Here is a 25061-nt window from a genome sequence, read left to right as displayed (position 1 = left end):
CCGCGATGTGAGCGCCGACACTGTCCGGGCCACGGCCTCGTGAAAATGAGTGGGCGCGAACGCGGTACCCTTAGACCAGTCGTATGACCCACTGAACGGAGACAATATGCCTAGGATGTTCGGCACCGATGGCGTGCGAGGACTGGCGAACGTTGACATCACCGCGGATCTCGCGCTCCAGCTCGGCGAGGCGGCCGCCCGCCAGTTCGGCGGTTCCCGACGTGCGGACGGTTCGAAGCCCCGCGCGATCATCGGACGCGATACGCGTATTTCGGGCGAGTTCCTCGATCACGCCCTCGCAGCGGGCCTTGCCAGCGCCGGCATGGACGTGACCCGCATCGGCGTCGTCACCACGCCCACTGTCGCGCATCTGACGGCTACCGAGGACACCGTTGACCTCGGCGTCATGATTTCCGCCTCCCACAATCCGATGCCCGATAACGGCATTAAGTTCTTCGCGCACGGCGGCTACAAGCTTGCCGATGCCGTGGAGGACCAGATCGAGGCCCTCTTGAACACCGAGTGGGATCGCCCCACCGGCGAGGCAGTCGGCGAGATCAACGCTGATCACGCGTGGGCGAAGGACTCCTACATTGCGCACCTCGTCGAGGCGATCGGCACCGATCTGCGCGGCATGAAGATCGCGATCGACTGCGCGAACGGCGCGGCCTCGGAGCTTGGCCCGGCCGTCTTCCGCGAGCTCGGCGCCGACATCACCGTCATCAACGCGTCTCCCGACGGCCGCAACATCAACCTGCACGCGGGTTCCACGCACCCCGAGTCCCTGCAGGCCGCCGTTGTCGAGGCCGGCTGCGACTTCGGCGTCGCCTACGACGGAGACGCGGACCGCTGCCTCGCCGTCGACCACGAGGGCAACCTCATCGACGGTGACAAGATCATGGGTGCGCTGGCCGTCAACGCCAAGGCGCGCGGCGCCCTCGCCAAGGACACGCTCGTCGTCACTGTCATGAGCAACCTGGGCCTGCTGATCGCCATGCGCGAGGCCGGCATCAACACCGTGCAGACCGGCGTGGGCGACCGCTACGTGCTCGAGGAGATGCTGGCATCCGGCTACTGCCTCGGCGGCGAGCAGTCCGGCCACATCATCGCCCGCGATCACGCGACCACCGGTGACGGCATTCTGTCCTCGCTCCTGGTCTCGCGCATGGTGAAGGAATCCGGCCGTTCGCTGGCCGATCTGACCTCCTTCATCCAGCGCCTGCCGCAGACCCTCATCAACGTGGGCGGCGTGGACCGCGCTGCCGCATCGACGAATGAGGTCGTCGCCGAGGCCGTGGCTGCCGCCGAGGCCCGCCTGGGTGATACCGGCCGCGTGCTCCTGCGTCCCTCGGGCACCGAGCCGCTCGTGCGCGTCATGGTCGAGGCCGCCACGCAGGAAGAAGCCGACTCAGTCGCTGCTTCCCTGGCGGACGTCGTCAAGGAGAACCTGGCGCTGTGAGCATCTGAGAGACATACGCAGAGGGCGGGCACCGGCTGGTGCCCGCCCTCTGCGTATGCGTGGTCAACGGACGAGGCCGCCTGCCGGGGCCTAGTGGTGGGAGGATGAGCCTTTTCTGTCTGGTGTTCTGGTGACTAATGCTAGGGGAGTAGGCTGCAAGAACTACTTGTCTCCGAGCCAGCTGCTTCGTTTGAGTAGGCCAGCGGAGTCAATGTCGCAGGTGTAGGCGCGTGTTTTCATTTCTCCGTCTTGCTGCCAGTAAATGTTTCCCTGGAGATTGCGTCCGCCATCATCATTTTGAGTGTCGAAGGTTTCCTCACCCCACCAGAGGAACTCGCCTCCGTGCTCGAGGGCGAGACGCGCAATCTTCACAGCGCATTCACCGTTTTTTGGCGCATGCTTGCGTGTTGCGATGTCCGTTGGAACGGTTCCTGGAGCTGCCTGTTGTGCGGATTTGTCGTTGGTGGGGCTCGAGGAACGTAGAGAATGTGTTGAGCAGCTATAAATGCCAAAAGCGGTTGCAATGATGATGATGCAGCCAAGGAGAGCGGAGCCGTGCTGGCTACTTTTTTGGTGTGTTTCTTCGGACATGATTCACCTGCGATCTGCGCCATCGGTTTTTCGACAATCACATTATGCATCGATTACTGAGCTGTGTGTCTCGGCTTCGCTGCGCACATGCACGAAATAGGAGTATGTTCGTTCTGGTGATCCGTGCGACAATTTCATCGTAGAAGGGCAACTATTATGGCACTCCCATTCATCCTTGGCGCGTACGCGTCGCATCCGGCACCGGAGCTGGAAGCTGACTACTACCGACTCCTCGCGGATCAGCCGTGGGTGAGCGGCGTTGAGATCCCCTACCCGGGGCAGCTCGCCACCCAGGGTGAGGTCCTGGCCAGCCACCTGGCCGCCCACTGGGACTTCAACACGATCACAGCGATCCCCGGCACCATGCAGAACGTATGGAAGAACGAGAACTTCGGCCTGGCCTCGCCCGACGAGGCCGGACGCGCCGCCGCTCTCGACTTCACCCGCGCGCTGCGCGACGACCTCGCCGCCCTGTGTGAGCGAGCTGGGCGCCAGCTGGTCGCCCGCGTGCAGCTGCACTCGGCTCCCACGCGCCTGGCGCAGGTGGACGCCTTCAAGCGTTCGCTCGCCGAGGTGGCCGCCTGGGACTGGTGCGGGGCGACGCTCGTCATCGAGCACTGCGACAAGTACATCCCCGAGCAGAACCCCGAAAAGGGCTTCCTCTCCCTCGAATCCGAGATCGACATCGTCTCCGAGGCCGGCATCGGTATTCACCTCAACTGGGGCCGCTCCGCCGTGGAAGGCCGCAGCGCGGACACCGCCTACGAGCACGTGCTCGAGGCCGGCAAGCGCGGCGTCCTGGACGGCATCATCTTCTCGGGCGCAGGCCCGGAGGAAACCCAGTACGGCTACTCCTGGATCGACGGTCACCTGCCCGCGCAGGCGGACGAGCCGACCTCGCTCATGAACGAGGCTGAGATCGCTCGCTGTGCCAAGGCTGCTATCGCCGGCGGTGCCAACTACCTCGGTGCCAAGGTGTGCGTGCCCAAGGACGCGTCCCTCGAGCAGCGCCTGGCCATGCTGACCAACATCTACCGGGCCTGCGACCTTGGCGAGTAATAGCGCCGCCGGGCGTCGCTCCCGCATTTTGTGAGCGCGTGGGAGGCACCCGGCGCGAGGCGCAAGTGTGAGGGAGGGGCGGATGCCAGCTGGCATCCGCCCCTCCCTGCGTCGTGTCGAGGATCCTCCGATGTGTCCCTCGTGTCGGTCGGGCGACTAGGGCAACGCGAATCGCGCCCGGAAAGCGGGGGAGGGGGAGAGGTACTGCTCGATGCAGGTACGGCGTGTTTCTGCGTCGATGTGTGGATTCGTGAAGAACTCCTCGAGGGCCGGATCGTCGTCCTGTGTGATCGTCTCGTATGTTCCTTCCGGCGAATAGTAGAAGATGTTGCGGCTCAGAACGGCGTCCGGGTCCTGCATGATCGTAGCGATGACGGGGAGTCGGCTAAAGTCTGCGAGGGTTGCGAGCTGTTCCGAGATGTTCGCGGGGTCGGCGGGGGCGTAACAGATCATGTGGTTCGCCGGGACCATAAAGAACAGGCCGTGCGGCGCATCAATGAGGAAACGCGACATGAGCTCGCGCATGTTCGCGACCTTCGCCGTGACGAACGCGGACTGAGCCGACAGGCAGGTGAACGGCCCGTACTGCCCGATGTGCTCGATGGGGACGTTGTCGGTATTCATTTGCGCGTAGTCGAAGAGCTCGTCGACGCTCATCGAGCACTGAGCCAGCTGCTCATCGATCAGCCTGAACTGGGGGGTCTCGCAGTCGAGACTGAGTGTCAGCGCGAGTCCGTCGGGGAATTTGCGAGCGTAAGAAAGGTGAGGGTGTGCGGCAGCGTCCCCAGCGCAGAACAGGGTGCGTATGAGTCGACGCAGCTCGTCGGGATTGTTCAGGATGGTTTCCCCGATGCGTGTCCGCTCGATAAGGTAGGGGACCCACGGATCCATCAGATCGCGGTGCGCATCCGGTTCCGCAGATATCAGGTTGGTCATGAGTGCGTGAATGCTGCACTTCACGGAATCATTCAGTAAGAGGAATATCGTGCCCTCGGTTCGGTTGAAGCCAATCTGAACCGTGAGGCCGGCATCTTCCAGCTTGCCCGTTAGATAGGGCAGGGACTTATTGAAGACATATTCGGGATCCATGGGGCCACTGTAGCGGCAGTCCCGGTGTCCGCGTGTGGGGAATCCGGTGCAAGAGACACGCAGTTCCCGGAGCGAAGTCTGGGCGGGGGAATAAGCTCGCGACTGCCGACGCGGCGGGGAAGTACGCCGCCCTAAGCGCGCCTGGCGACCGACGAGCGCCACACCGGGCGCGTCGGGATCGTCGCGATCGGGGTACCGTCCGGGGCCTCCTTGTCGATGGATGCGCTGGGGTGAACATCGGTCATGGGGGATCGGCCCTCGATCACGTTGATGATCGAGGAGACGGCGGCCTCGGTCATTTCCTTGAGGGGCCATTCGACCGTCGTGAGGCCGAGCGAGGAGGCGCTGCGGTGGTCCTGATTGCCGAAGCCGAGGATCGACAGGTCGCGGGGTACTGACAGATCCAGGTCTGCGGCGGCCTGGAAGACGCCGGGGGCCTGCGAGTCGTCGGCCAGGGCGATCAGCGAGATTGACGGGTCTTCGTCGAGGAGGCGCAGTGCGGCCTGGTAGGCCGTGGTGGGCTCCCAGTCGGGCAGTGAGTAGAGGGTGAACTTCGTGCCGAACGCGCTCGCGATTGGGTTCTGGCGCGCGTGGTTCGTGTTCGGGCCAGCCAGGAATACGGCGCGCCCCTGACCCGTGCCGGTCGACGGATCCACGAGCGCGCAGTCTGAGAGAACGTCGCGTACGCCGGCACCCTCGTCGATGCGGATCAGGGAGGATTCTGATCCGGTGGGGTTGGCCTCGATCATCGACATGGCGACGACGGGGATGCCGAGATTGGCGAGCAGGCGCGAGGTGAAGGCCTCGGCCGACGTGGTCTCGCGGATGATGCCGGCCAGCTGCGTGTCGCCCAGGACCCCGCGGATGACCTCGGCGTCTGAGGCTCCGTCGCCGGACTGGAAGAGTGGGAGGAGCAGGTAGCCGTGGCGCTGAATGTCGATCATCGCGGTCGTGAGGACCGTGTGGACGACGGGCACGAAGGGGTCGTCCGGCAGTTCGGCCATGAGGAGAGCAATGAGGTGGGACTTGCCGCGGCGCAGCGACCGGGCAGCCGCGTTGGGGATGTAGTTGAGTTCGCGTGCGGCCTGCTTGACGCGATCGATGGTGGCGGGCGCGATCTTCACGTCCCGGCCTCGTCCGTTGAGGACGAGCGAGACAGTTGACGGTGCGACGCCTGCCGCGCGGGCGACGTCGGCCCGGGTTGCGCGCTCCATGCAAGGCTCCCAATCCTCGGTTGCGTTTCGTTGAAACACAACAACTATAACGTGTTAGTCTTATCTCTGACGATCGGAGTTTCGATGACGACATCCGAAAGGCACAGAGACGTGATATCGATACTACCTTCCTATGCTCCCGGCGCGGGCGCGCTTGTGCCTCCGCGCGCGCACCTCGCTGACGACTGTGGGGTTCTCAGCCTCGATGGCATGTGGAGCTTCGCCTATCACGGCACCGACCCCGCGCCCTTCGTCAACGTTGAGCAGCCCTGGGATGAACCCGCTCCCGCCGGCGACGCGTCCGAGATCGACGTGCCCAGCCACTGGGTCCTGCGCGGCGATGGCGCCTGGGGTCGCCCCGCCTACACCAACGTCGACTTCCCCTTCCCGGTCGACCCGCCGTTCCCGCCCGACGACAACCCCGTCGGCGACTACCGCCGCACCTTCGAACTCCCCGCCGACTGGCAGGGTGGCCACATTCGCCTGCGTTTTGACGGCGTTGAAAGTCAAGCCACCGTGTGGGTGAACGGCGCGTGGATCGGCATGGCTCGCGGTTCGCGCCTCGCCCACGAGTTCGACGTGACCGAGGCCGTGCACCCCGGCGTCAATACGATCACCGTGCGCGTGCACCAGTTCAGCCCCGGCTCCTACCTCGAGGATCAAGATCAGTGGTGGCTGCCCGGCATCTTCCGCTCGGTGAGCCTGCGTCGCCTCGCTCCCGGAGCCATCGAAGACCTGTGGATCGACACCGACTACGAGGCCGGGGTGGGTTATGTGACCATCGAAGCCCGGGTGCTCGGCGCCCAGGAGGCGCATCTGTCCGGGCACCTCAGCATCGACGGCCTCTGGTCGTTCGCCTGCTCGCTCGAACGCGGCCAGGACGGCCGCTACCGCAGCGGGCGCATCGAAGTGGGCAGCGTGCGCCCGTGGAGCGCGCAGGACCCAGCCCTCTATGAAGCGCGCGTCAGCGTCCAGGGCTCGGAAGGCCTCGACGCGGGGGAGCGGTGCCTGCGCATCGGCTTCCGTCGCGTGTCCATCGAGGACGGCGTCCTCATGGCCAACGGCGAGCCCCTGACCCTCAACGGGGTTAACCGTCACGAGGTGCGCGCCGCCGAGGGGCGCGTGTTTGACGAGGCCTGGGCGCGCGAGGACCTCGCCCTCATGAAGTCCATGGGAATCAACGCGATCCGTACCTCCCACTACCCGCCCCACCCCCGCCTGCTCGACCTGGCCGACGAGATCGGCCTGTGGGTCATGCTCGAAGGCGACATCGAAACGCATGGGTTCGAGGGCGCGGGGGAGTGGATCAACAATCCCTCCGACGACCCGCGCTGGGCCGATGCCTACATGGATCGCACGGTCCGCGCCTTCGAGCGCGACAAGAACCATCCCTCGATCATGAGCTGGAGCCTTGGCAACGAGTCCGGCACCGGCGCGAACCTGGTCGACTGTGCGCGCTGGGTCCACGAGCGCACGGGTTCCCGGGCGATCGTTCACTACGAGGGCGACCACGGCCTCGAATACACGGACATCTACTCGCGCATGTACCCGACCCTGGAGGAGGTTGCCGCCGTCCTCGACGAGAGCGATCCTCACGCCGAGGTCGCCGTCCCCACGCACGTCGCCGCGCGGGTTGACGACGCCGCGCGCGAGCGCATTCGCCGCGCCCCCTACATCATGTGCGAATACCTGCACGCGATGGGAACAGGCCCCGGAAACGCCGCCGCCTACGCCGCGCAGATGGGCCACCCCCGCCATGCCGGCGGCTTCGTGTGGGAATGGCGCGACCACGCCCTGTGGCGCACACTCCCGGACGGGCGTCGCGCGCTGTCCTACGGCGGTGACTTCGGCGAGGAAGTCCACGATGGTAGCTTCGTGTGTGACGGCCTGATCGATGCCCTCTCGCGCCCCTACGCCGGCACCTGGTCGTGGGTTCAGGCGATGGCCCCGGATGCTCCGGCCCTCGCGAAGGCTATCGAGTCCTCGCGCGGACATGGCCCAGATGAGGCCCGACTGCGCGCGCTCCTCGGCGCCCCCGTCTCGGCCGTCCGCTCGGACGATGACGTGGTAGCCCCGTACGCGCTTGATGCGCGCGGGCGCCTCGCGCGGATCGGCACCATGCCCGTGAGCGTCGACCTCAGCGTCTTCAGAGCCCCCACCGACAACGACCGCGGGCGCGGCCCCGTCGACTACTGGGGGATTGACGAGGCCGACCTCGGGCCCCTCGGGGTCGGGCGCGGCGAGCATGGAACTTCGCACGCAGCCCGCTGGGAGCAGGCTCGCCTGCACCTGCTGCGCCGACGCCTCGTATCCATCGAGGAGGAAGGCGCCTGCCAGCGCGTCGTCGAGCGCTGGGCCCCGCCTGTCGTACAGTTTGGCGTCACCCTCACCTGGGAATATCGTCCCGTGCTGCTGGGGGAGACCCCGGCACTGTCGGTGTCTGCCCGCGTCGCGCCCTACGGAGCCTGGCCCGAGCGCGTCCCGCGCCTCGGCGTGCGCATCGAGATGCCCGGATCGAACTGGGAAGCCTCGTGGCTCGGCGACACCCTCATCGGATACTCCGACATGCGGGTGAGCGGCGCTCGCGGATATGGGTACGCCCCCGTGCGCGAGCTCTGGGATGTCAGCGTGCGCCCCCAGGAAGGCGGGCAGCGCCTCGACCTCGAAGCCCTCCGTCTGCACGGCGAGGCGGGCGACCTCCTCGTCGTGCCGACCTCGTCCCTGGGCTGGAGCGCCTCGCCGTGGAGTGAGCGTGAATTGGCCGCGGCCTCACACTGGGAGGACCTGCCTGACAGTGAGCGTACGTTCCTGTGGCTGGACGCATTCCAGGACGGCATCGGGACGCGTTCGTGCGGGCCTGACTCTCGGCCCGAGTTCGCCGGTTGTATGCGCGATACGGACCTGACATTCGTAATTGCCCAGGTTGGGGGTGATTAAGCTCCAACCTGTTATGTTGCGGCTTGATAACGATGCGCAAAGTTGTTGGCAAATGATGCGCGAAGCGTCACAGGCCGCTATGATTCAGACATCAACTAACACGAGATAGTTAGTGACTCGATCCCATCGATCGACCAACAAGAACGGACCAATGGAGGTTTCGCATGTTGAAGAAGAAGATGGCTGCAGGCGTTGTCGCCCTCGCCATGTTCAGCACCCTCGGCCTGGCTGCCTGCAACCCTGGTGGCTCTAGCTCCGACAGCTCGAGCGGCGGTTCGACCGCGGCCGGTTCCATCCCCGAGCCCGATGTCGCGTGCGACATCCCTGCGGGCAACCTTGACGACTCGAAGATCGACACCTCGAAGGTCGAAGGCGAGATCACGTTCCAGACCCAGGGTCTGCAGAACGACTTCGGCGACTTCTTCAAGGCCAAGATCAAGGAATTCGAGGATGCCAACCCCGGCGTCAAGATCAACTGGACCGACCAGGGCGGCGGCGCCGAGTTCGACCAGACCGTGACCGCTCAGGCCTCGAACTGCAAGATGGCGGACGTTATCAACGTTCCCTCTTCCACCATCCTCGCCCTGTCCAAGTCCAACCTCCTCATGGACTACGACGTCAAGGCCCCCGGCATCGGTGACAAGTTCGTGAAGTCCATCTGGGACTCCACCGCCCTCGGCGCGAACGACCACCACACGGCTCTGCCCTGGTACTTCGGCCCCTACATCACCACCTACAACAAGGAGGTCTTCAAGCGCGCTGGTCTCGACGAGAACATGCCGCCCAAGACCATGGATGAGCTGTTCGAGGATGCCGCCAAGGTCGGTGCCGACGGACAGGGAGACTACGGCATCTACGGCTCGCCCGAGTGGTACATGATCGCTCAGCTGCACGGCATGGGCGTCAACCTGCTCAACGCCGACAAGACCGCCTTCGACTTCGCCGACAACGAGGCTGCGATCAACTACGTCACCAAGCTCTCCGAGCTCTACGCCTCCGGCGCCATCCCGAAGGACTCCCTGACCGGCGAGCCCGACCCGGGCAAGGCCTACACCGACGGCAACCTCGCCTTCGGTACGCCCAACGCCTCGTTCCTCAAGTCCGTCAAGAAGAACAACGAGACGGTCTACCAGAACACCGGCGTCGGCCCGTTCCCGACCAACCCCGGCATCAAGCCCGTCTTCGAAGGCCAGTACATCGGCGTCTCGGTCACCACGCAGAACGCCCCCCTGGCCATGAAGTTCGCCGAGTGGATCACCAACGCTGAGAACGAGTACGCCTGGACGCACGACGGCGGCGCCATCATCTTCCCGGCTGCCACCGACGCCCTCGACAAGCTCGTCGCCAACCCGCCGGAGATCGCCGACGACCCGGTCTTCAAGGCCGCCTACGAGGAGGCCGCTAAGGCCGCCAAGGACGCCGAGGCCTACACCGACGTCTTCTACGCGACCGGCGCCGTGAAGGACGCCCTCATTGAGAACGTCAACAAGGCCATCCGCGGTGAGGTCGATCCCAAGACCGCCCTCAAGACCGCTCAGGATCAGATGAACGAGAAGCTCAAGGCTCTCGGAGACTGATTGACCGCTCGGGGGCCGAGGCCTGGCCTCGGCCCCCGACGCATTCCTCGCCCAGCGTCGGGCCGCCGGCTCACGACCCCGCGCACCCCTGAAAAAGGACTTTGGTATGCCGATACGTAAGAGCGCACAGGCGCGCTCCCTCAATGGCGCCGCCCGATTCCGCCCGGGCTGGGTTCCCTGGCTGTGGGTGACCCTCCCGGTCCTCGCGGTCATCTCCTTCTACATCTACCCCTTCATCACGACCGTCTATGTGTCGTTCACGAAGACCAAGCCGATGGGACGCATCGGTCGCTTCGTTGGCATCGACAACTACACCGCGGTGCTGTCGGATCCCGAGTTCTGGCAGTCGCTGACGAACTCCCTCATCTACGCGGTCTGCGTCGTCCCGCTCATGGTGCTCCTGCCGCTGCTGCTGGCCCTCCTCGTCAAGTCGCACGTGCCCGGCATTGGCTTCTTCCGCGCCCTCTACTACCTGCCGGCCATCTCCTCGCTGGTCGTCATCTCGCTCGCGTGGCGCTACCTTCTCGACCAGCGCGGACCCATCAACAACATGCTGGCGTCCTGGGGCCTGGACCCCGTGCCGTTCCTGTCGAATCAGTGGCTAATCCTCTTCTGCGCCATGATCATCACCCTGTGGCAGGGCCTGCCCTACTACATGATCCTGTACTTGTCGGCCCTCGCGAACGTCGACAAGTCGCTGTACGAGGCCGCCGAACTAGACGGCGCCGGACCGATCCGTCGCTTCCTGACCGTCACCGTTCCGGGCGTCAAGGTCATGATGTTCCTCGTCGCCACCCTGACGACGATTGGCTGCCTCAAGATCTTCACCGAGGTCTACCTGCTGGGTGGCTCCGCCTCGCCCACGAAGACCCTCACGATGTACATCCGAGACCGAATCGTCGACCCGACCTTCGGATCTCTGGGACAGGGCGATGCCGCCTCGGTCTGCCTGTTCCTCATCACCTTCGGCTTCATCATTGCTTCGCAGAGCCTGCAGAGGAAGGCTGAAGACTCATGAGTACCGCAACTTCGAGCGCCGCGACCTTTGGTGAGCGCTTCGCCCAGTGGCGCAAGGAGCGCCGACTCGAGCGCCAGGGGCGCAACGTTGCCTCGCGTCAGATGCGCGGCGGCGCCCTCATCGCCCGCTACGCTCTCCTCGTCGTCGTCGCCCTCATCCTGGTCGGCCCCCTCGTGCTGCCCCTTATGGCGGCCTTCAAGGCCCCCGGTGAATCCGTCTTCGGTCAGGGCGCGACCATGCTGCCACAGCAGTGGTCGCTGGACTCCTTCTACGTCCTCTTCGAGCGGACCAACATCCTGCTGTCCATCAAGAACTCCGCGATTCTTGCGGCCCTGACTGTCACCTCGAACGTCGTCCTGTCGTGCATCGGCGGGTACATGCTGTCGAGGCGCGGGTGGACCGGGCGCAACATCATGTACTTCGTGGTCCTGTCCGCCATGATCTTCCCCTTCGAGTCGATCATGCTCTCGCTGTTCAAGATGATGGTGCAGCTGGACCTGTACAACACGCTCCCCGGCGTGTGGATGGTGGCCATGATCGGCCCGTTCCAGATCCTCATGATGCGCGCCGCGTTCATGGGCATCCCCGACGAGATCGAGGACGCTGCCCTGATCGACGGCGCGGGCGAACTGCGTCGCTTCTGGTCGATCTTCCTGCCCCAGGTGCGCGGTACCCTGACGGTCGTCGGCCTCACGTCCTTTATCGGGGCCTGGTCCGACTTCATCTTCCCGCTGCTCATGCTGCCGGACCCGAATAAGCAGACGCTGATGCTGACGCTGACGGCCATCCAGAACTCGCCCCAGGGCGTCACCTACCAGCTCGTGCTGGCCGGCGCCGTCGTGGCGATGATCCCCGTCGTGCTGGTCTTCGCCTTCAGCCAGAAGTTCTTCTTCCGCGGCATCGAAGACGGCGGTCTGAAGTTCTGATCCTCATCCCCGCGGGTGCCCCTCGCGCCCGCGGGGATCTTCTCTACCTAAAAGGAGGTTTTTTCACAAATAACTAACACGTGTTAGGTATTGTGGATTTGTGGCCGTCTAACGGCCGATCCCAGCCACCACCCCCATACTGACGAAGGAGTTAAACTCATGGGGACTAGACCCATCATCGGTGCACTCGGAGCCCCGATTCTTGCGGCCACCATGCTTGGCCTCGCACCCGCCGCGGCCGTCGCCGCCGCCGAAACCCCGTATCACCCGACCGTCCTGTGGGCGACCTCCGAAGAGAAGGTCGGTGAAAGCGCCCCCAACGGCACGATCGCAGCCCTCGTCGACGACGACACGACCCGTACCGACGCGACCAAGACCTTCTGGACCACCAAGTGGAAGGGCGGCCTCGACGAATACCCGCACGCCCTCGCCGTCGAGAACCCTACGCCCGGCACCAAGGTCTGCGGCCTCGGCCTGACCCCGCGCCCCACCTACGATTCGACCCTGGGCAACGACCAGTTCCCCGGCGAATACCGCGTGTTTGCCTTCGACGAGGATCCCGGTAACCCCGCCGCCGAAGCCTCCTTCGCCGACTGGAAGACCAACGTCGCCGCGGGAAAGTGGGAAGGCGGCACCGAGGTCAAGCACGGAAGCGACCTTCAGTTCGGAAACAAGGAACAGTACGTCACCTTCCCGGCGACCACGAAGCGCGTCTTCGCTCTGACCGGCCTGCGCTCCCTCGCCCCCGGCAAGAAGGACATGGCGCTGTCCGACATCAAGCTCCTGCCCTGCGATGCCGACGGTAACGCCATCACCTCCTACGGCAATGAGGACACCGGCGGCAACCACGAAGCAACCCGCCCCGTCGTGCCCCACCCCGATGCCCCCGAGCAGGGATCGGGCGCGTCCGACCTCGTCGTTGACTTCGTCATCGACCAGCTGCCCTACGGCGAGCCCGGCAAGCCCGTTGACTTTGCCCCCGGCACGCACACCTACACGGCCACCGGCTACTACCACGCGAAGACCGTCTCGGCCCGTATCCGCGCGGTCGACGGTGCCACCGTCACCATCAACGGCGCGACCCCGGATGCCGATGGGCGCGTGTCCAACCTCGACCTCACCACCGGCCTGAACGTCATCACCGCCACCGTGACCAAGGACGGCAAGGAGGCGACCTACGTCGTCAACATCACCAAGGTGGACACCGACTTCCGCGGCAACGTGATGATCCCCGCGACCGCTCAGGCGAACGGCGGCACCGAGGCCGACAACGCGGCCCTGACCGACCTCGACCCGACAACGACGTGGACCTCCGATCCGCTCGTTCGTGCGAATGAATGGTCGAGCAGCGTCACCGGCATCGAGCTGCACCTGGGCGAGGCTCGCTACGTGCACCGCGTCAACGGCTGGGGCACCCCGACCCTGCCCGCCGGCGTCCAGGGATGGCACGGTGGTAACTCCGTGGCCATCGCCGTTCAGGAGGCCGACGGCGGCGAATGGAAGACCATCGTCACCCACGGCTCGCTCACGCGCGACGCGCGCGGCCTGTGGTACTGGGACTTCAACGCCTATCACCTCGCCAAGAACATCCGCATCTGGATGAACGACGAGACCGAGCCCCAGACCCCGCAGAACATCGCCACCGCGGTGACCTTCAACGACGTCGAGGTGTGGGGCCTGCCCGCCGGCAAGACCCCCGTCGCTCCCGCTGTCGACAACTCCATGTACGAGCGCTACTCCGGCTTCAACCCCGGTGACGGCAAGTGGGGCGTCAACCGCGCCCAGGCCCTCGCGCTGCAGTACGGCGTCATGATGCCCGCGTGGGTTCCCTCTGAGGGCTACGGCCGCGGCGGCTTCGACGCCAACGAGCGCGACCTCACGGGCGGCGCATTCCCCATGTTCTACGACCTGCCCATGTTCAACACCCCCATGATGGAGTCCCTGGGCAAGGGCGCGCCGTGGGCTCTCGCCAAGGCCCCCAACGGCAAGAACAGCATGTGCAACGCGGGTGATCCGCATGACTTCATGAATGAGTACATGAAGCCCTACGCGTCCACGCTGGTCGACATTCAGTACGGCGATGAGGGCGGATTCAACCGCGTCGAGTCGGAGTGCTTCAAGAACTGGTTCTCCTGGTCCAAGCAGAACATCCCCGGCGCCGTCGTCCACGCCAACTCCTGGGACGACCCCTCCTGGTACCGCGACACCAACCTGAGCTACTACGTCGAGAACGCCAAGCCCGACCTGCTCAGCTGGGACAAGTACTACTGGGGCGCCAACGGTGGCCCGGCTCCGAGCCGAGTCGTCATGGACCTGCTCAACACCAACACCTGGAAGAAGCAGCGCGAATACGGCCTCAAGGGCCTCACCGGTGACGGCTCCAGCCCGATCCTGTACGGCCAGTACCTGGACTACAACTGGGACGCCAACGTGTCCGCCTCCGAAAAGTCGATCGTGCCCTCCCTGGGCCTGGCGACCGGCCAGAAGTGGTTCGGCCTGTTCCGCATGGAGTACAACGGCTACGACCGCTCCTCGATCATCGACCACGACGGTGCGCCCACGCGTTCGTTCTACGAGTTCTCCAACATCTTCGGCAACGTCACCTACATCGGTAACTACACGAAGGCCATGAACTCCACGTTCGTCGCCTACAAGCCCGGCCAGTACGCGGCTCGCGGCGAGGCTCCCTCGCTGAGTGGCTACAAGTACGGTGACTTCGCCTCCGGCGACGAGGCCAAGGCCGCCAACGAGGCCGTCGGCCTGGTTGACATGTCCGTGACCAACGTCGGCTCCGTCAACGACGGCCTGCCCGGCGACGTCGTCGTCGGCTACTTCGAGCAGCTGAAGGGCTTGGAGACCGCCAAGTCCGCCGAGATCTTCGGCGACTCCACGACGGCCCCCAAGGGCTTCATGGTCGTCAACGCGCTGACCGGCCAGACGCACTACCCGTCCTACCTCCTCGACCCGCGTACCGACAACGGCTCGCTGGCCGAGACCGCTCAGGACATCACCCTGACCGTCAAGAAGCCGAGCGCGAACGCGCACCTGATGCTCGTCAACCCGGCCGACAAGACGACGCAGGAAGTCGAACTCGGCGAGGGCGAGACCTCGCAGGTCGTGCTCCACGCTGTTGGTGGCGGCGATTCGCGCTTCCTGTACTGGGTGACGATCGAGGATCCGACCCCCACCCCGGATCCGCAGCCGACGCCCGATCCGCAGCCCACCCCGGACCCGCAGCCCACCGTGGACCCGACCCCGGCTCCCGAGCCGACCGTCGATCCCACCCCGGCTCCCGAGCCGACCGTGGACCCGACCCCGGCTCCGACCCCGGATCCCGCGCCCCAGCCTCGTACCGGCCAGTGGAAGTCCGGCTACTTCGGCTGGTGGTACAGCTACTCTGACGGCACCTACGCGGCCAACGAGACCCTCGTCATCGACGGGCAGACCTACCGCTTCGACGCGAGCGGCTACCTGAAGATGGGCTGGGTCTACGACGGTGGACACTGGTACTTCCACGGTTCCAGCGGCGCCCAGCAGTACGGCTGGATCATGGACCGTGGCTCCTGGTACTACCTCGATCCCACGACCGGGCAGATGGCGACCGGCTGGGCCCAGATCGATGGAACCTGGTTCTACCTGTCCTCCTCCGGCGTCATGCGCACCGGTTGGGTCAAGGATGGCGGCGCCTGGTACTACCTGTCGCCCTCCGGCTCCATGGTCACCGGCTGGCAGCTCCTCGGCGGCACGTGGTACCACCTGGGCGCCAACGGTGCGATGACCACCGGCTGGTACCAGGAAGGACCCGTCTGGTTCTACCTGCGCTCTAACGGCTCCATGGCCACCGGTTGGGAACTCATCGGTTGGTCCTGGTACCACTTCGCGCCCTCGGGCGCGTGGATCGGCTAACCGTTAGCTCCACGTGAGACGAGGCCGTGGCCGGATTTTCCGGCTGCGGCCTCGTTCGCGTGCGCTACGAGCGGGGCGGGGTTAGTCCTTGCGGATTGACAGGGACTCGACGCGGTGGTCGGGGCCCTTCGTGAAGATGAGGGTCGCGCGCTTGCGGGTGGGTCGGATGTTCTCGCGCAGGTTCGGCAGGTTGATCGCGTTCCAGACGACGTGGGCGGTCGATGCGGCCTCGTCGTCGGTGAGGGATGCGTAGGTCTTGAAGTAGGAGTCTTCGCGGGAGAACGCGGTCGCGCGCAGCTTGAGGAAGCGGTCGACGTACCACTGCTCGATGAGCTTTTCGTCGGCGTCGACGTAGATGGAAAAGTCGAAGTAGTCCGAGACGGCCACCGAGATGGAACCGGGTGCCGAGCGCGGTGGCTGGAGCACGTTGAGGCCCTCGACGATGAGGATGTCGGGGCGATCCACGTCGATGTAGGCGTCGGGCACGATGTCGTAGGTGACGTGCGAGTACACGGGGGCCTTCGCGTGGGGGTTGCCGGCCTTCACCGAGGCCAGGAACGAGATGAGGGCCGAGCGGTCGTAGGACTCCGGGAATCCCTTGCGGGCGATGAGGGAGCGTTCGTGCAGGATCCGGTTCGGGTAGAGGAAGCCGTCGGTCGTCACCAGGTCCACGCGCGGGGTGGAATCCCAACGGGAGAGCAGCAGCTGGAGGAGGCGCGCGACCGTCGACTTGCCGACGGCGACCGAGCCGGCGATGCCGATGACGAAGGGAGTCGAGTGTCCTTCGGGCTCTCCGAGGAAGGCGTGCCGTTCGGCGGCGGTGCGGCGGCGCCCGTCGATGTAGAGCTGCAGCAGCGCGCTCAGAGGGCGGTAAATCGCGTCGACCTCGGTCATGTCGATGGGGTCGCCCAAAGAGGCGATGCGGTCGATGTCCTCCTGCGTGAGGGGCAGGGGAGTGCGATCGGCGAGGCGGTCCCACTCGCGGCGGTCGAAGCGCACGTAGGGGTTGGGGGCGTTGCGCACGGCGGCCTCGTTCTGCTCGTCAGACGAGGCACTCGACGAGGCCGGGGATGGGATGGGCGAGGGGCTCTCGGTGATGCTCACGCTCCCATTGTGCACCACTTGTTTGTGGTCATGCGCACTTAGTTCACCACGTGAAGCGACACACGTTATTGACCGCAAGAGGGGTTTGGTGTGTTGGAATGGGGGACATGTGCGGAATTGTTGGACATATTGCATGCAAGGCGTCCCAGCGTAGTCGCGAGGTTGTCCTCGGCGGCCTGGCGCGCCTCGAATATCGCGGGTACGACTCGGCGGGTATTGCCCTGGCGTCCCCGGATCGCCTCGACGTGCGTCGCGCGCTCGGCAAGCTTGTCAACCTCTCCGAAGAGCTCGACGCGCAGCCTCCGGCCGACGCGTTTGCGGGCATCGGACACACCCGCTGGGCGACCCACGGTCGCCCGACGGTCGCGAACGCCCACCCCCATACCAGCCCGGACGGGCGCTTCGCCCTCGTCCACAACGGCATCATCGAAAACGCGGACGCCCTGCGCGCCGCCCTCATCGCCGACGGCGAGACCTTCGCCTCCGAGACCGACACCGAGGTGGTCGTCCACCTGCTGGCACGCGCCTACGACCAGGCCGAGGCGGCCTCGTACCAGGGGGCGGTCGCCGGACTGACCGGCGCCGACGAGGAGGTGGCGCGCCGACTGGTCGTCGCCATGCGCGCCGTCACCGCCCAGCTCCACGGCACCTTCACCCTGCTGGTGCTGAGCACCCAGTCCCCGAACGTCATCGTCGCGGCCCGCCGCTCCTCCCCGCTGGTCATCGGCCTGGGGGATGGGGAGAACTTCCTGGGCTCCGACGTCCTGGCCTTCGTCGAGCACACCAACCGCGCCGTCGAGGTCGACCAGGATGAGGTCGTGGTCGTCTCGGCGACCGGCGTGACCGTCATTGACCCCGCGGGTAACCCCGTCGAGCGCGAGGCGTACGAGGTCGACTTCTCCTCCGACCGCGCCACGAAGAACGGCTGGCCGACCTTCATGGAGAAGGAGATCCACGAGCAGCCGGACGCCGTGGGCGCCACCCTGGCCGACCGCATCGACTCCCACGGCCGCCTGGCCCTGGACGAGGTGCGCATCCCCGAACACGTCCTGCGCTCCGTCGACAAGGTCATCATGATCGGCTGCGGCACCGCCTCCTATGCCGGACAGGTCGCCCGCTACGCGATCGAGCACTGGTGCCGCATCCCCGTCGAGGTCGAGCTCTCCAGCGAGTTCCGCTACCGCGACCCGGTTGTCGGCGAGAAGACCCTGGTCGTCGCCATCTCCCAGAGCGGCGAGACCATGGACACGATCCAGGCGATCCGTCACGCCCGCGAGCAGGGCGCGAAGGTCGTCGCTATCGTCAACACGCCGGGCTCGACGATCTCGCGCGAGTCCGACGCGGTGATCCTCACGCACGCCGGCCCTGAGATTGCGGTCGCCTCCACGAAGGCGTTCACCGCGCAGGTCACCGCCTGCTACATCCTGGGCCTGTACCTGGCGCAGGTGCGCGGCAACAAGTACGCCGACGAGATCGCCGACTACATGGACAAGCTCGCGACCATCCCTGCCGCGATCTCCCGCGTCCTGGAAAACGGCGAGAGCGTGCGCCAGTTCGCCCGCACGATGCAGGATGCGACCTCGGTCATCTACCTGGGCCGCCACGTCGGCTTCCCCGTCGCCCTCGAGGGTGCGCTCAAGCTCAAGGAAATCTGCTACATCCACGCCGAGGGCTTCGCCGCCGGCGAGCTCAAGCACGGCCCGATCGCGCTCGTGGACGAGGGCCAGCCGGTCATCGTCATCGTGCCGACCCCGCGCCGCCCCGAGCTGCACGGCAAGGTGCTGGCCAACATCGCCGAGGTCCGCGCCCGCGGTGCCCGCACGATCATCATCGCCGAGGAGGGGGACTCCTCCGTGGACGAGTTCGCCGAGGTCGTCTTCCGCGTGCCCGCCGTGCCGACCCTGTACGCGCCGCTCCTGACCGTCGTGCCGCTGCAGATCTTCGCCTGCGAGCTCGCCGCCGTGAAGGGCCTCGACGTCGACCAGCCGCGTAACCTCGCCAAGTCCGTGACGGTGGAGTGATCCACCGGCGCGGGGCTGGTGCCCCGTGAGCGTTAACGGGCCTCGTTCCTCATTCGGGACGAGGCCCGTGCCGCGTTCGTGACGCTCTGTCAGATGGAAACCTGTCCAGGTGTGCTGCGCCATTGAATGGTCCGCGCAGCGTGAATGCGTTCATGAAAACGCTGTGAAACACTAGCCAAAACGGTGATCGAGCGTGCGAGGGTGGGGGAGGGGGCTAGTAGCGTGGAAGAGGTGGCGCCGAGCGCGCCGCACCCAACAACGCAAGTAAGCATCGGCCTCGTGACACGACGGCCGCGACCACCCCAGGAGGTGCGCACATGACCCTGTCCATGATCCTTATCGGAATCCTGCCCTCTGTCTTCTTCGGCGTCGCCACGACGCTGATGGGAAAGACCGGCGGATCAGACCGCCAGCGAGTCATGGGTGCCGTCCTCGGCGGCCTGCTCATGGCCGCCGTCGCCACACCTTTCATGCACCCCGCGTGGACGCCGCTGAACCTGGGCGTCTCCTTCCTGACCGGCCTGCTCCTCGGCGTCGGCGTGTGCGATCAGCTGCGCTCCTACTCGGTCCTGGGCATGAGCCGCACGATGCCCCTGTCCACCGGCGGCCAGCTGGTCCTCATGTCTCTGGCGGGCATCGCGATCTTCGGCGAGTGGCTCCACGGCGGCGCGCTGCCCTACGGCCTCGCCGCCATCGCCGTCCTCATCGTCGGCATCTGGTTCCTGTCGCGCTCCGAGTCCGGCTCCGACGCTGCTTCCCTCGACTGGAAGCGCGGCGCCTTCCTGCTGACGACCTCGACGCTGGGCCTCGTCGCCTTCCCGCTCATCATCAAGTTCTTTGAGATTCAGCCCGCCGAGTTCCTCCTGCCCCAGGCGGTCGGCTACACCGTCTACTGCGCGATCTTCTTCGCGATCCAGGGCCGTGGCGGTGTGGCCCCCGAGGACTCGCTGCGTCACCGCCGCATGTTCCCCTCGATTTTCAATGGCGTCCTGTGGGGGACCGCCATCCTGCTGCTCCAGCTCAACTCCAACAAGCTGGGTGCGGGCACGGGTTTCACCCTCTCGCAGCTGGGAATTCTGATTTCCACGCCGCTGGGCATTCTGTGGCTTCACGAGACGCGCTCGCGCAAGGAGCTGCGCTGGACCATCATTGGCGTCGCCCTCGTCATCGTGGGCGCGGTCCTGGCGGGCGTCGCCAAGACCCTCGATGTTGCCTAAGTGACGTGACGGCATCGTCCTCGCCCAAGCGGCCACCCCGGGCGTGCGCGGTGTGAAAGAATATGGCCCATGTTCACGATTGATGGAGCTGCCCTGTCCTTCGCCGACGCGCGGGAACTGGAGAAAAAGTGCGTTGACCAGGCGGTTTCCGAGGGTGATCCGGACCGCTACATGCTCGACGTCGCGGGCGAGGTCGCGGCCGCGGTCGTGCGCTGCGCGGACCTACCCGTGAGCTGGAACGCCGAGGACAGTGAACCGGGCGTGGATGCTGAGGAATGCGGCGCTGATGAAGGGGTCGACTGGATCGCCAGCCGTGTCACCGCCTTCGTTGGAGGCGGAGACAACGGCGGGGACGCCCTCTACGCCTGCGCGATCCTCGCGCGCGGAGGAATCGGAGCGACCGCCTACCTCCTGAAGAAGCGCTGCCACCGCCGCGCCCTCGCCGCTGCCCAGGAAGCGGGCGTGCGCATCATCGACCTCGACGGCCAGTCGCTGCACTCCATCGAAAACACGCCCGCGTGGTCCGAAGTGTTCCTCGCGCACGCCTGGATCGATGGCATCGTGGGAACCGGTGCCCACGGCCCGCTCACGGGCGCGCTCGCGGAATCCGTGGAGCTCCTCAATGGGCTCTCCGCCATCAAGCCGCGCCCCGTCATCGCGATCGACGTCCCCTCTGGCCTGACCGACGACGACGGCGCGATCACGGGCCCGATCCTGCGCGCCACCCACACGCTCGCGGTCGGCACCTACAAGCGTGCGCAGGTCCTGCCTCCCGCCGTCGAGTTCACCGGGGACATCAGCCTCGTGACGATGGACTGGGACAGCGCTGGCGTCGGCAGGAGAGAGGGTGCTAACGGCGCGATCGGCGCGGATGATCTCTACGTCGTCGACGAGGCCTTCTCCGCCCGCGAGGTCGTCCCCGTCCCCGCTTTCTCCGACGACAAGTACGCGCGCGGCGTCGTCGGCCTCGTCGCCGGATCCGATACCTACCCGGGAGCTGGCCTCCTCGCCGCGCGCGGCGCACTGGCCGCGGGCGTGGGCATGGTTCGCCTGAACTCCACCAGGCGCGTCCAGGACCTTGTGCTCGCCGACCAGCCCGGCATCGTCACCGTCGGCGGGCGCATCCAGTCCGCCCTCATCGGCCCCGGCCTCGACGAGGATCGGCGCGAGGATGCGCTCGAACTCGCGCAATTCTGCGGGCAATCGGGCATGCCCCTCGTCATCGACGCGTGGGCCCTCGACCTCGTCCCCGAACTGGCGAGTTCCATCAAGCCCGACGCCACCGTCCTCACCCCGCACTACGGCGAGGCCGCGCGCCTCCTGGGACGCCTCGGCACTCCGGTGACGCGGGCCGAGGTTGCTGCCTCTCCTCTGCGCTACGCCCGCGCGCTCCACGAGGCGACCGGCTGTCACGTGATTCTCAAAGGGCCCGTCACGATCGTGTACTCCTTCGAATACGTGGACACGGAGGTGCAGGAAGCTTTCCAGCGCGCCCTCAACGCCGCGGAGGCGTGGCCCGACGTGGATGCGCTGCCGCAGGGCCGTCTCGTGCGCTCCTACACCCCGACTGTCGGCCAGGTGACGACCTCCTGGGCGGGCGTCGCCGGCAACGGGGATGTGCTCGCCGGATTCCTCGCAGGCGTCCTCGCGCGCCCGGTAGAGGCCGGAGACGCCGTGGCGGGCCCCGATGGGCAGCCCCAGCGTGTCACCCCGGGACGCCTGGCAGCGGCGGTGTGCGTTCACGGGCGCGCTGCTCAGGTCGCCGCCGAGGCCGCCGGTGGATTCGCGCCCATCCAGGCCTCCGACATTGCGGCCGCGATCGGTAAGGTCCTGTCTCAACCCACGGCGTGACGTTTGCCTGCCTCTCCCGTGCCGCCGACGAACGCAGGGGCGGGCGGCGCGCACCGTGAGATACTAGAGGCGTGATTTCCACAGACGAACGAGTCGAAGGACGGGATTACCCGTCATCCGCGGCCGTCGACCTTGCCGCGATCCGTCACAACCTGGGCGTCCTGCGCGCAGCCGCCCCCGGCGCGCTCCAGCTCGCGACCGTCAAGGCGAACGCCTACGGGCACGGCCTCCTCCCGGTCGCCCGTGCTGCTCTGGACGGTGGCGCCGACTGGCTGGGTGTCGCCCAGCTGGCCGAGGCCTTCACGCTGCGCCGCGGCCTCGACGAGGCCGGGGTCGCCCGAGCCGACGCGCCCATTCTTGCGTGGATCTCCACCTCCTCCTCCGACTTCGCGGCCGCGATCGAGGCCGACATCGACCTGTCCGTGTCGTGGACGTGGGTGCTCGCCGACATCTGCGCCGCCGCCCGAGAGGCCGGCCGGCCCGCGCGCGTCCACGTCAAGATCGACACCGGCATGTCCCGCGCGGGCTCCACGCTCGCCGACCTGCCCGCCCTGGCCTCGGCCCTGCGCATGGCCGCCGACGACGGCCTCGTCGATGTCGTGGGTGCCTGGAGCCACATGTCCCGCGCCGACGACCTCAGCGAGGCGGGAAACGCCTCGACCGCGAGCCACGTGCGTATTTTCGAGGAGGGCCTGGCGATCCTCGCCGACGCGGGCGTCACGCCGCGTATCCGACACCTGTCCGCCACGTCGGGCATCCTGTGGCACCCCGAGGCTCACTACGACATGGTGCGCGCCGGCATCGGCCTGTACGGGCTGAGCCCCGACCCCGCGGTGGCCGCGTCCGAGGAGCTTGGCCTCATCCCGGCCCTCGAGCTGCGCGCGCCCCTCACCTCCGTCAAGGTCATCGAAGAGGGGACCCCGGCCTCGTACGGTGGAACCTGGGTCGCGCCCACGCGCCGCTGGATCGGCCTCGTCCCCCTCGGCTACGGCGACGGCATCCTGCGCGCTGTTTCGAACAAGGCGCGCGTCGTCGTCCACACCGCCTCCGGCCCCTTCAACGCGCCCATCGTCGGACGCGTGTGCATGGACCAGTTTATGGTCGACCTCGGGCCAGCCGAGGGAAGCCCCGGAACGCCGACGGCGCGCAGCGGGCAAGCCCCCGCCGCCCCCGGCGACATCGCCACCCTCTTCGGCTCAGGCGCCGGCGGCGAGGCCTTGGCCGACGACTGGGCTCAGGCAGCCGGTACCATCAACTACGAAATCGTCACCCACCTCGGCGCACACATCCCCCGCATCTACCGGGATGGCGTCGCCGCGACCTTCGGGAGCAACTCATGACCCAGCCCATCGCCTCCTACGAGGTGTCGACGCGTGACGCCGACCAGACGCGCGCGTTCGGTGAAGACCTTGGCCGCATCCTCGCGGCCGGAGACCTCCTCATGCTCTCCGGGGGCCTCGGCGCGGGCAAGACCACCCTCACCCAGGGCATCGGCGTCGGCATGGGCGTGCGCGGACGCGTCGCATCCCCGACGTTCATCGTTGCCCGCGTGCACCCCTCTCTGAGCGGCGGCCCCGACCTCATCCACGCGGACGCCTACCGCATCACCGACCTGAACGACCTCGAGACCCTCGACCTCGACTCCTCCCTCGATGAGGCCGTCACCGTCGTCGAATGGGGCGAAGGCAAGACCGAGGCCATGAGCGACGAACGTCTCTCCATCGAGGTGCGCCGAGCCTCGGGCGGCGAGGCAGCCCACGACGGGGACATCATCGACCTGGAGAACATGGACGATGGCACGCGCGTCATTGTCCTGCACGCCCACGGGCACCGCTGGGATGGGGTCCTTGACGGCGTCGTCGCCGCCCACGGCGGGACCCGCATCGACGAGGCTGACACCGACGAGTAGGATCACACCGTGCGAGAGATAGCCCTAGACACCCAAGCGGCCACCACCGTCGCCATCATCGATGACGGCCGCGTCATCGGCCGCGCCCAGAACGATTCTGGACGTCACCACGCCGAATCCATCACCCCGCTCGTGCGCGAGGCGCTCGCGGCAGCAGGTCTGCCCGCGCAGCTCGCCGACGCCGGCATTGATCGAGTCCTCGTGGGCACCGGCCCCGCCCCCTTCACCGGGCTGCGCGCAGGCCTCGTCTCCGCCCGCGTCCTCGCCTCGGTCGCCGGCGTGCCCGCCTACGGCGTGTCAGCCCTCGACGTCATCGCCCGTCAGGGCCTCGACCGTCTGCCTCCCGACACCCGCGTCTACGCGATCGCCGACGCGCGTCGCCGCGAACTCTACTGGGGTTCGTACGTGTCCGCCGGGCCCGACGACGTCACCCTCGAGGGGCGCCTCGAGGTGGGGGATGTTTCTACACTGCTGGGTGCCATGCGGACCGCCCCCGGCCTCGTCGTCGCGGGAGCGCCGATCCCCGCGCACAGTGCCGACGCGCTCGCGCACGTTGACCTCGGACCCCAGGTGAGCCTCGATCCCGCCGTCATGAGCCGCATCGTCGCCACGCGCCTGTCGCGCGGCGAAGACGATCGCCTCCGCACCGATCCCCTGTACCTGCGCCGCCCCGACATTCAGGGCCAGCCCACCGCGCGCCTGTGAACGCCACGCTGCGCGTCGCGGACCCGGGAGACCTCGAACTCTTCGCCGCCCTCGAGGCCGAGGTGTTCGCCGAGGACCCCTGGACCCCCTACATGATCGCTGAGGAGCTTTCCTCCCCGGCCTCGCGCTATTGGATCGCCACGGATGAGTCCGGCGATGTCGTCGGATACGGCGGAGTCAAGGTCGGTGGAGACCAGGCCGACGTCATGACCATCGGCGTGCGCGCTCACGCGCGGGGGCGAGGCATCGGCGCGGCCATCCTGGAGGCCCTCCTGGACTGGTCACGCGAGGCCGGAGCGCGCGAGATCTTCCTTGACGTGCGCCCCTCCAACAAGGGAGCGATTGGCCTGTACGAGTCCCGAGGTTTCGTTGAAATCGGGCGCCGTCCGCGCTACTTCCGCAACCCCGTCGAAGAGGCCGTCGAGATGAGGGCGCCCCTGATCTGAGACGATGCGACGACCGCCACCAAATAGGTATG

At 66.7% G+C, this 25061-nt stretch carries 18 protein-coding genes; 14 read left to right on the top strand and 4 right to left on the bottom strand.

What is annotated here, in order from left to right; genetic code table 11:
- Nucleotides 1-106: 106 nt before the first annotated feature.
- A complete protein-coding gene (glmM, locus tag JJJ16_RS06560; RefSeq protein WP_048775966.1) occupies nt 107-1459 on the top strand; it encodes a phosphoglucosamine mutase in 1353 nt (450 codons plus the stop codon).
- A gap of 162 nt (nt 1460-1621) precedes the next feature.
- On the opposite strand, the gene JJJ16_RS06555 is transcribed toward glmM, so the two are convergent.
- On the bottom strand, nt 1622-2050 hold the full coding sequence (locus JJJ16_RS06555; RefSeq protein ID WP_219751831.1) for a hypothetical protein: 429 nt from the start codon (nt 2048-2050) through the stop codon (nt 1622-1624).
- 156 nt (nt 2051-2206) lie between these two features.
- Here JJJ16_RS06555 and JJJ16_RS06550 point away from each other — a divergent pair, with 156 nt between their 5' ends.
- A complete protein-coding gene (locus JJJ16_RS06550) occupies nt 2207-3109 on the top strand; it encodes a DUF4862 family protein (RefSeq protein ID WP_219751830.1) in 903 nt (300 codons plus the stop codon).
- Nucleotides 3110-3265: 156 nt separating this feature from the next.
- Here the strand turns inward: JJJ16_RS06550 and JJJ16_RS06545 are convergent, their stop codons facing one another.
- Entirely contained in the window at nt 3266-4198 is a 933-nt protein-coding gene (locus JJJ16_RS06545; protein ID WP_219751829.1) for a hypothetical protein, read from the bottom strand.
- A 131-nt stretch (nt 4199-4329) separates the two neighbouring features.
- The gene (locus JJJ16_RS06540; RefSeq protein ID WP_219751828.1) at nt 4330-5412 is read right to left on the bottom strand and encodes a LacI family DNA-binding transcriptional regulator; all 1083 of its coding nucleotides are present in this window, start codon (nt 5410-5412) and stop codon (nt 4330-4332) included.
- 210 nt (nt 5413-5622) lie between these two features.
- Between JJJ16_RS06540 and JJJ16_RS06535 the strand changes: the two genes are divergently transcribed.
- The 5 genes from JJJ16_RS06535 (at nt 5623) to JJJ16_RS06515 (ending at nt 15776) form a co-directional block, all read left to right on the top strand.
- On the top strand, nt 5623-8349 hold the full coding sequence (locus JJJ16_RS06535; protein WP_225905015.1) for a glycoside hydrolase family 2 TIM barrel-domain containing protein: 2727 nt from the start codon (nt 5623-5625) through the stop codon (nt 8347-8349).
- 164 nt (nt 8350-8513) lie between these two features.
- Entirely contained in the window at nt 8514-9926 is a 1413-nt protein-coding gene (locus JJJ16_RS06530) for an extracellular solute-binding protein (RefSeq protein ID WP_048775956.1), read from the top strand.
- A 106-nt stretch (nt 9927-10032) separates the two neighbouring features.
- Entirely contained in the window at nt 10033-10944 is a 912-nt protein-coding gene (locus JJJ16_RS06525) for a carbohydrate ABC transporter permease (RefSeq protein WP_219751826.1), read from the top strand.
- A complete protein-coding gene (locus JJJ16_RS06520) occupies nt 10941-11870 on the top strand; it encodes a carbohydrate ABC transporter permease (RefSeq protein ID WP_219751825.1) in 930 nt (309 codons plus the stop codon). Before JJJ16_RS06525 ends, JJJ16_RS06520 begins: the two co-directional genes overlap by 4 nt.
- A 159-nt stretch (nt 11871-12029) precedes the next feature.
- Complete coding sequence (locus JJJ16_RS06515) at nt 12030-15776, top strand: cadherin-like beta sandwich domain-containing protein (protein ID WP_219751824.1); 3747 nt, start codon at nt 12030-12032, stop codon at nt 15774-15776.
- 81 nt (nt 15777-15857) lie between these two features.
- Here the strand turns inward: JJJ16_RS06515 and coaA are convergent, their stop codons facing one another.
- Entirely contained in the window at nt 15858-16898 is a 1041-nt protein-coding gene (coaA, locus tag JJJ16_RS06510; protein ID WP_219751823.1) for a type I pantothenate kinase, read from the bottom strand.
- Nucleotides 16899-16987: 89 nt separating this feature from the next.
- Here coaA and glmS point away from each other — a divergent pair, with 89 nt between their 5' ends.
- The 7 genes from glmS to rimI all read left to right on the top strand — a co-directional run bounded on the left by glmS (nt 16988) and on the right by rimI (nt 25029).
- Nucleotides 16988-18901: a glutamine--fructose-6-phosphate transaminase (isomerizing) gene (gene glmS / locus JJJ16_RS06505; protein WP_219751822.1), complete on the top strand. Its 1914-nt coding sequence runs from the start codon at nt 16988-16990 to the stop codon at nt 18899-18901.
- A gap of 317 nt (nt 18902-19218) precedes the next feature.
- A complete protein-coding gene (locus JJJ16_RS06500; RefSeq protein ID WP_219751821.1) occupies nt 19219-20118 on the top strand; it encodes a GRP family sugar transporter in 900 nt (299 codons plus the stop codon).
- Nucleotides 20119-20187: 69 nt separating this feature from the next.
- Nucleotides 20188-21969, top strand: a complete 1782-nt coding sequence (locus JJJ16_RS06495) for a bifunctional ADP-dependent NAD(P)H-hydrate dehydratase/NAD(P)H-hydrate epimerase (RefSeq protein WP_219751820.1) — start codon at nt 20188-20190, stop codon at nt 21967-21969.
- Between the two features lie 71 nt (nt 21970-22040).
- Nucleotides 22041-23309 (top strand): alanine racemase, encoded by a 1269-nt coding sequence (alr, locus tag JJJ16_RS06490; protein ID WP_219751819.1) that lies wholly within the window; start codon nt 22041-22043, stop codon nt 23307-23309.
- Nucleotides 23306-23878, top strand: coding sequence for a tRNA (adenosine(37)-N6)-threonylcarbamoyltransferase complex ATPase subunit type 1 TsaE (gene tsaE / locus JJJ16_RS06485; protein ID WP_219751818.1), 573 nt, complete (start codon nt 23306-23308; stop codon nt 23876-23878). The genes alr and tsaE overlap by 4 nt, the downstream gene beginning before the upstream one ends.
- A 9-nt stretch (nt 23879-23887) precedes the next feature.
- Nucleotides 23888-24583, top strand: a complete 696-nt coding sequence (gene tsaB, locus JJJ16_RS06480) for a tRNA (adenosine(37)-N6)-threonylcarbamoyltransferase complex dimerization subunit type 1 TsaB (RefSeq protein WP_219751817.1) — start codon at nt 23888-23890, stop codon at nt 24581-24583.
- Complete coding sequence (gene rimI / locus JJJ16_RS06475; protein ID WP_219751816.1) at nt 24580-25029, top strand: ribosomal protein S18-alanine N-acetyltransferase; 450 nt, start codon at nt 24580-24582, stop codon at nt 25027-25029. Before tsaB ends, rimI begins: the two co-directional genes overlap by 4 nt.
- Nucleotides 25030-25061: the final 32 nt, after the last annotated feature.

Source organism: Schaalia sp. ORNL0103 (assembly GCF_019429565.1).
Classification (GTDB): domain Bacteria; phylum Actinomycetota; class Actinomycetes; order Actinomycetales; family Actinomycetaceae; genus Pauljensenia.
Note: the sequence above shows the minus strand (reverse complement) of the source record. Positions and strands in the feature narration are given on the sequence as shown.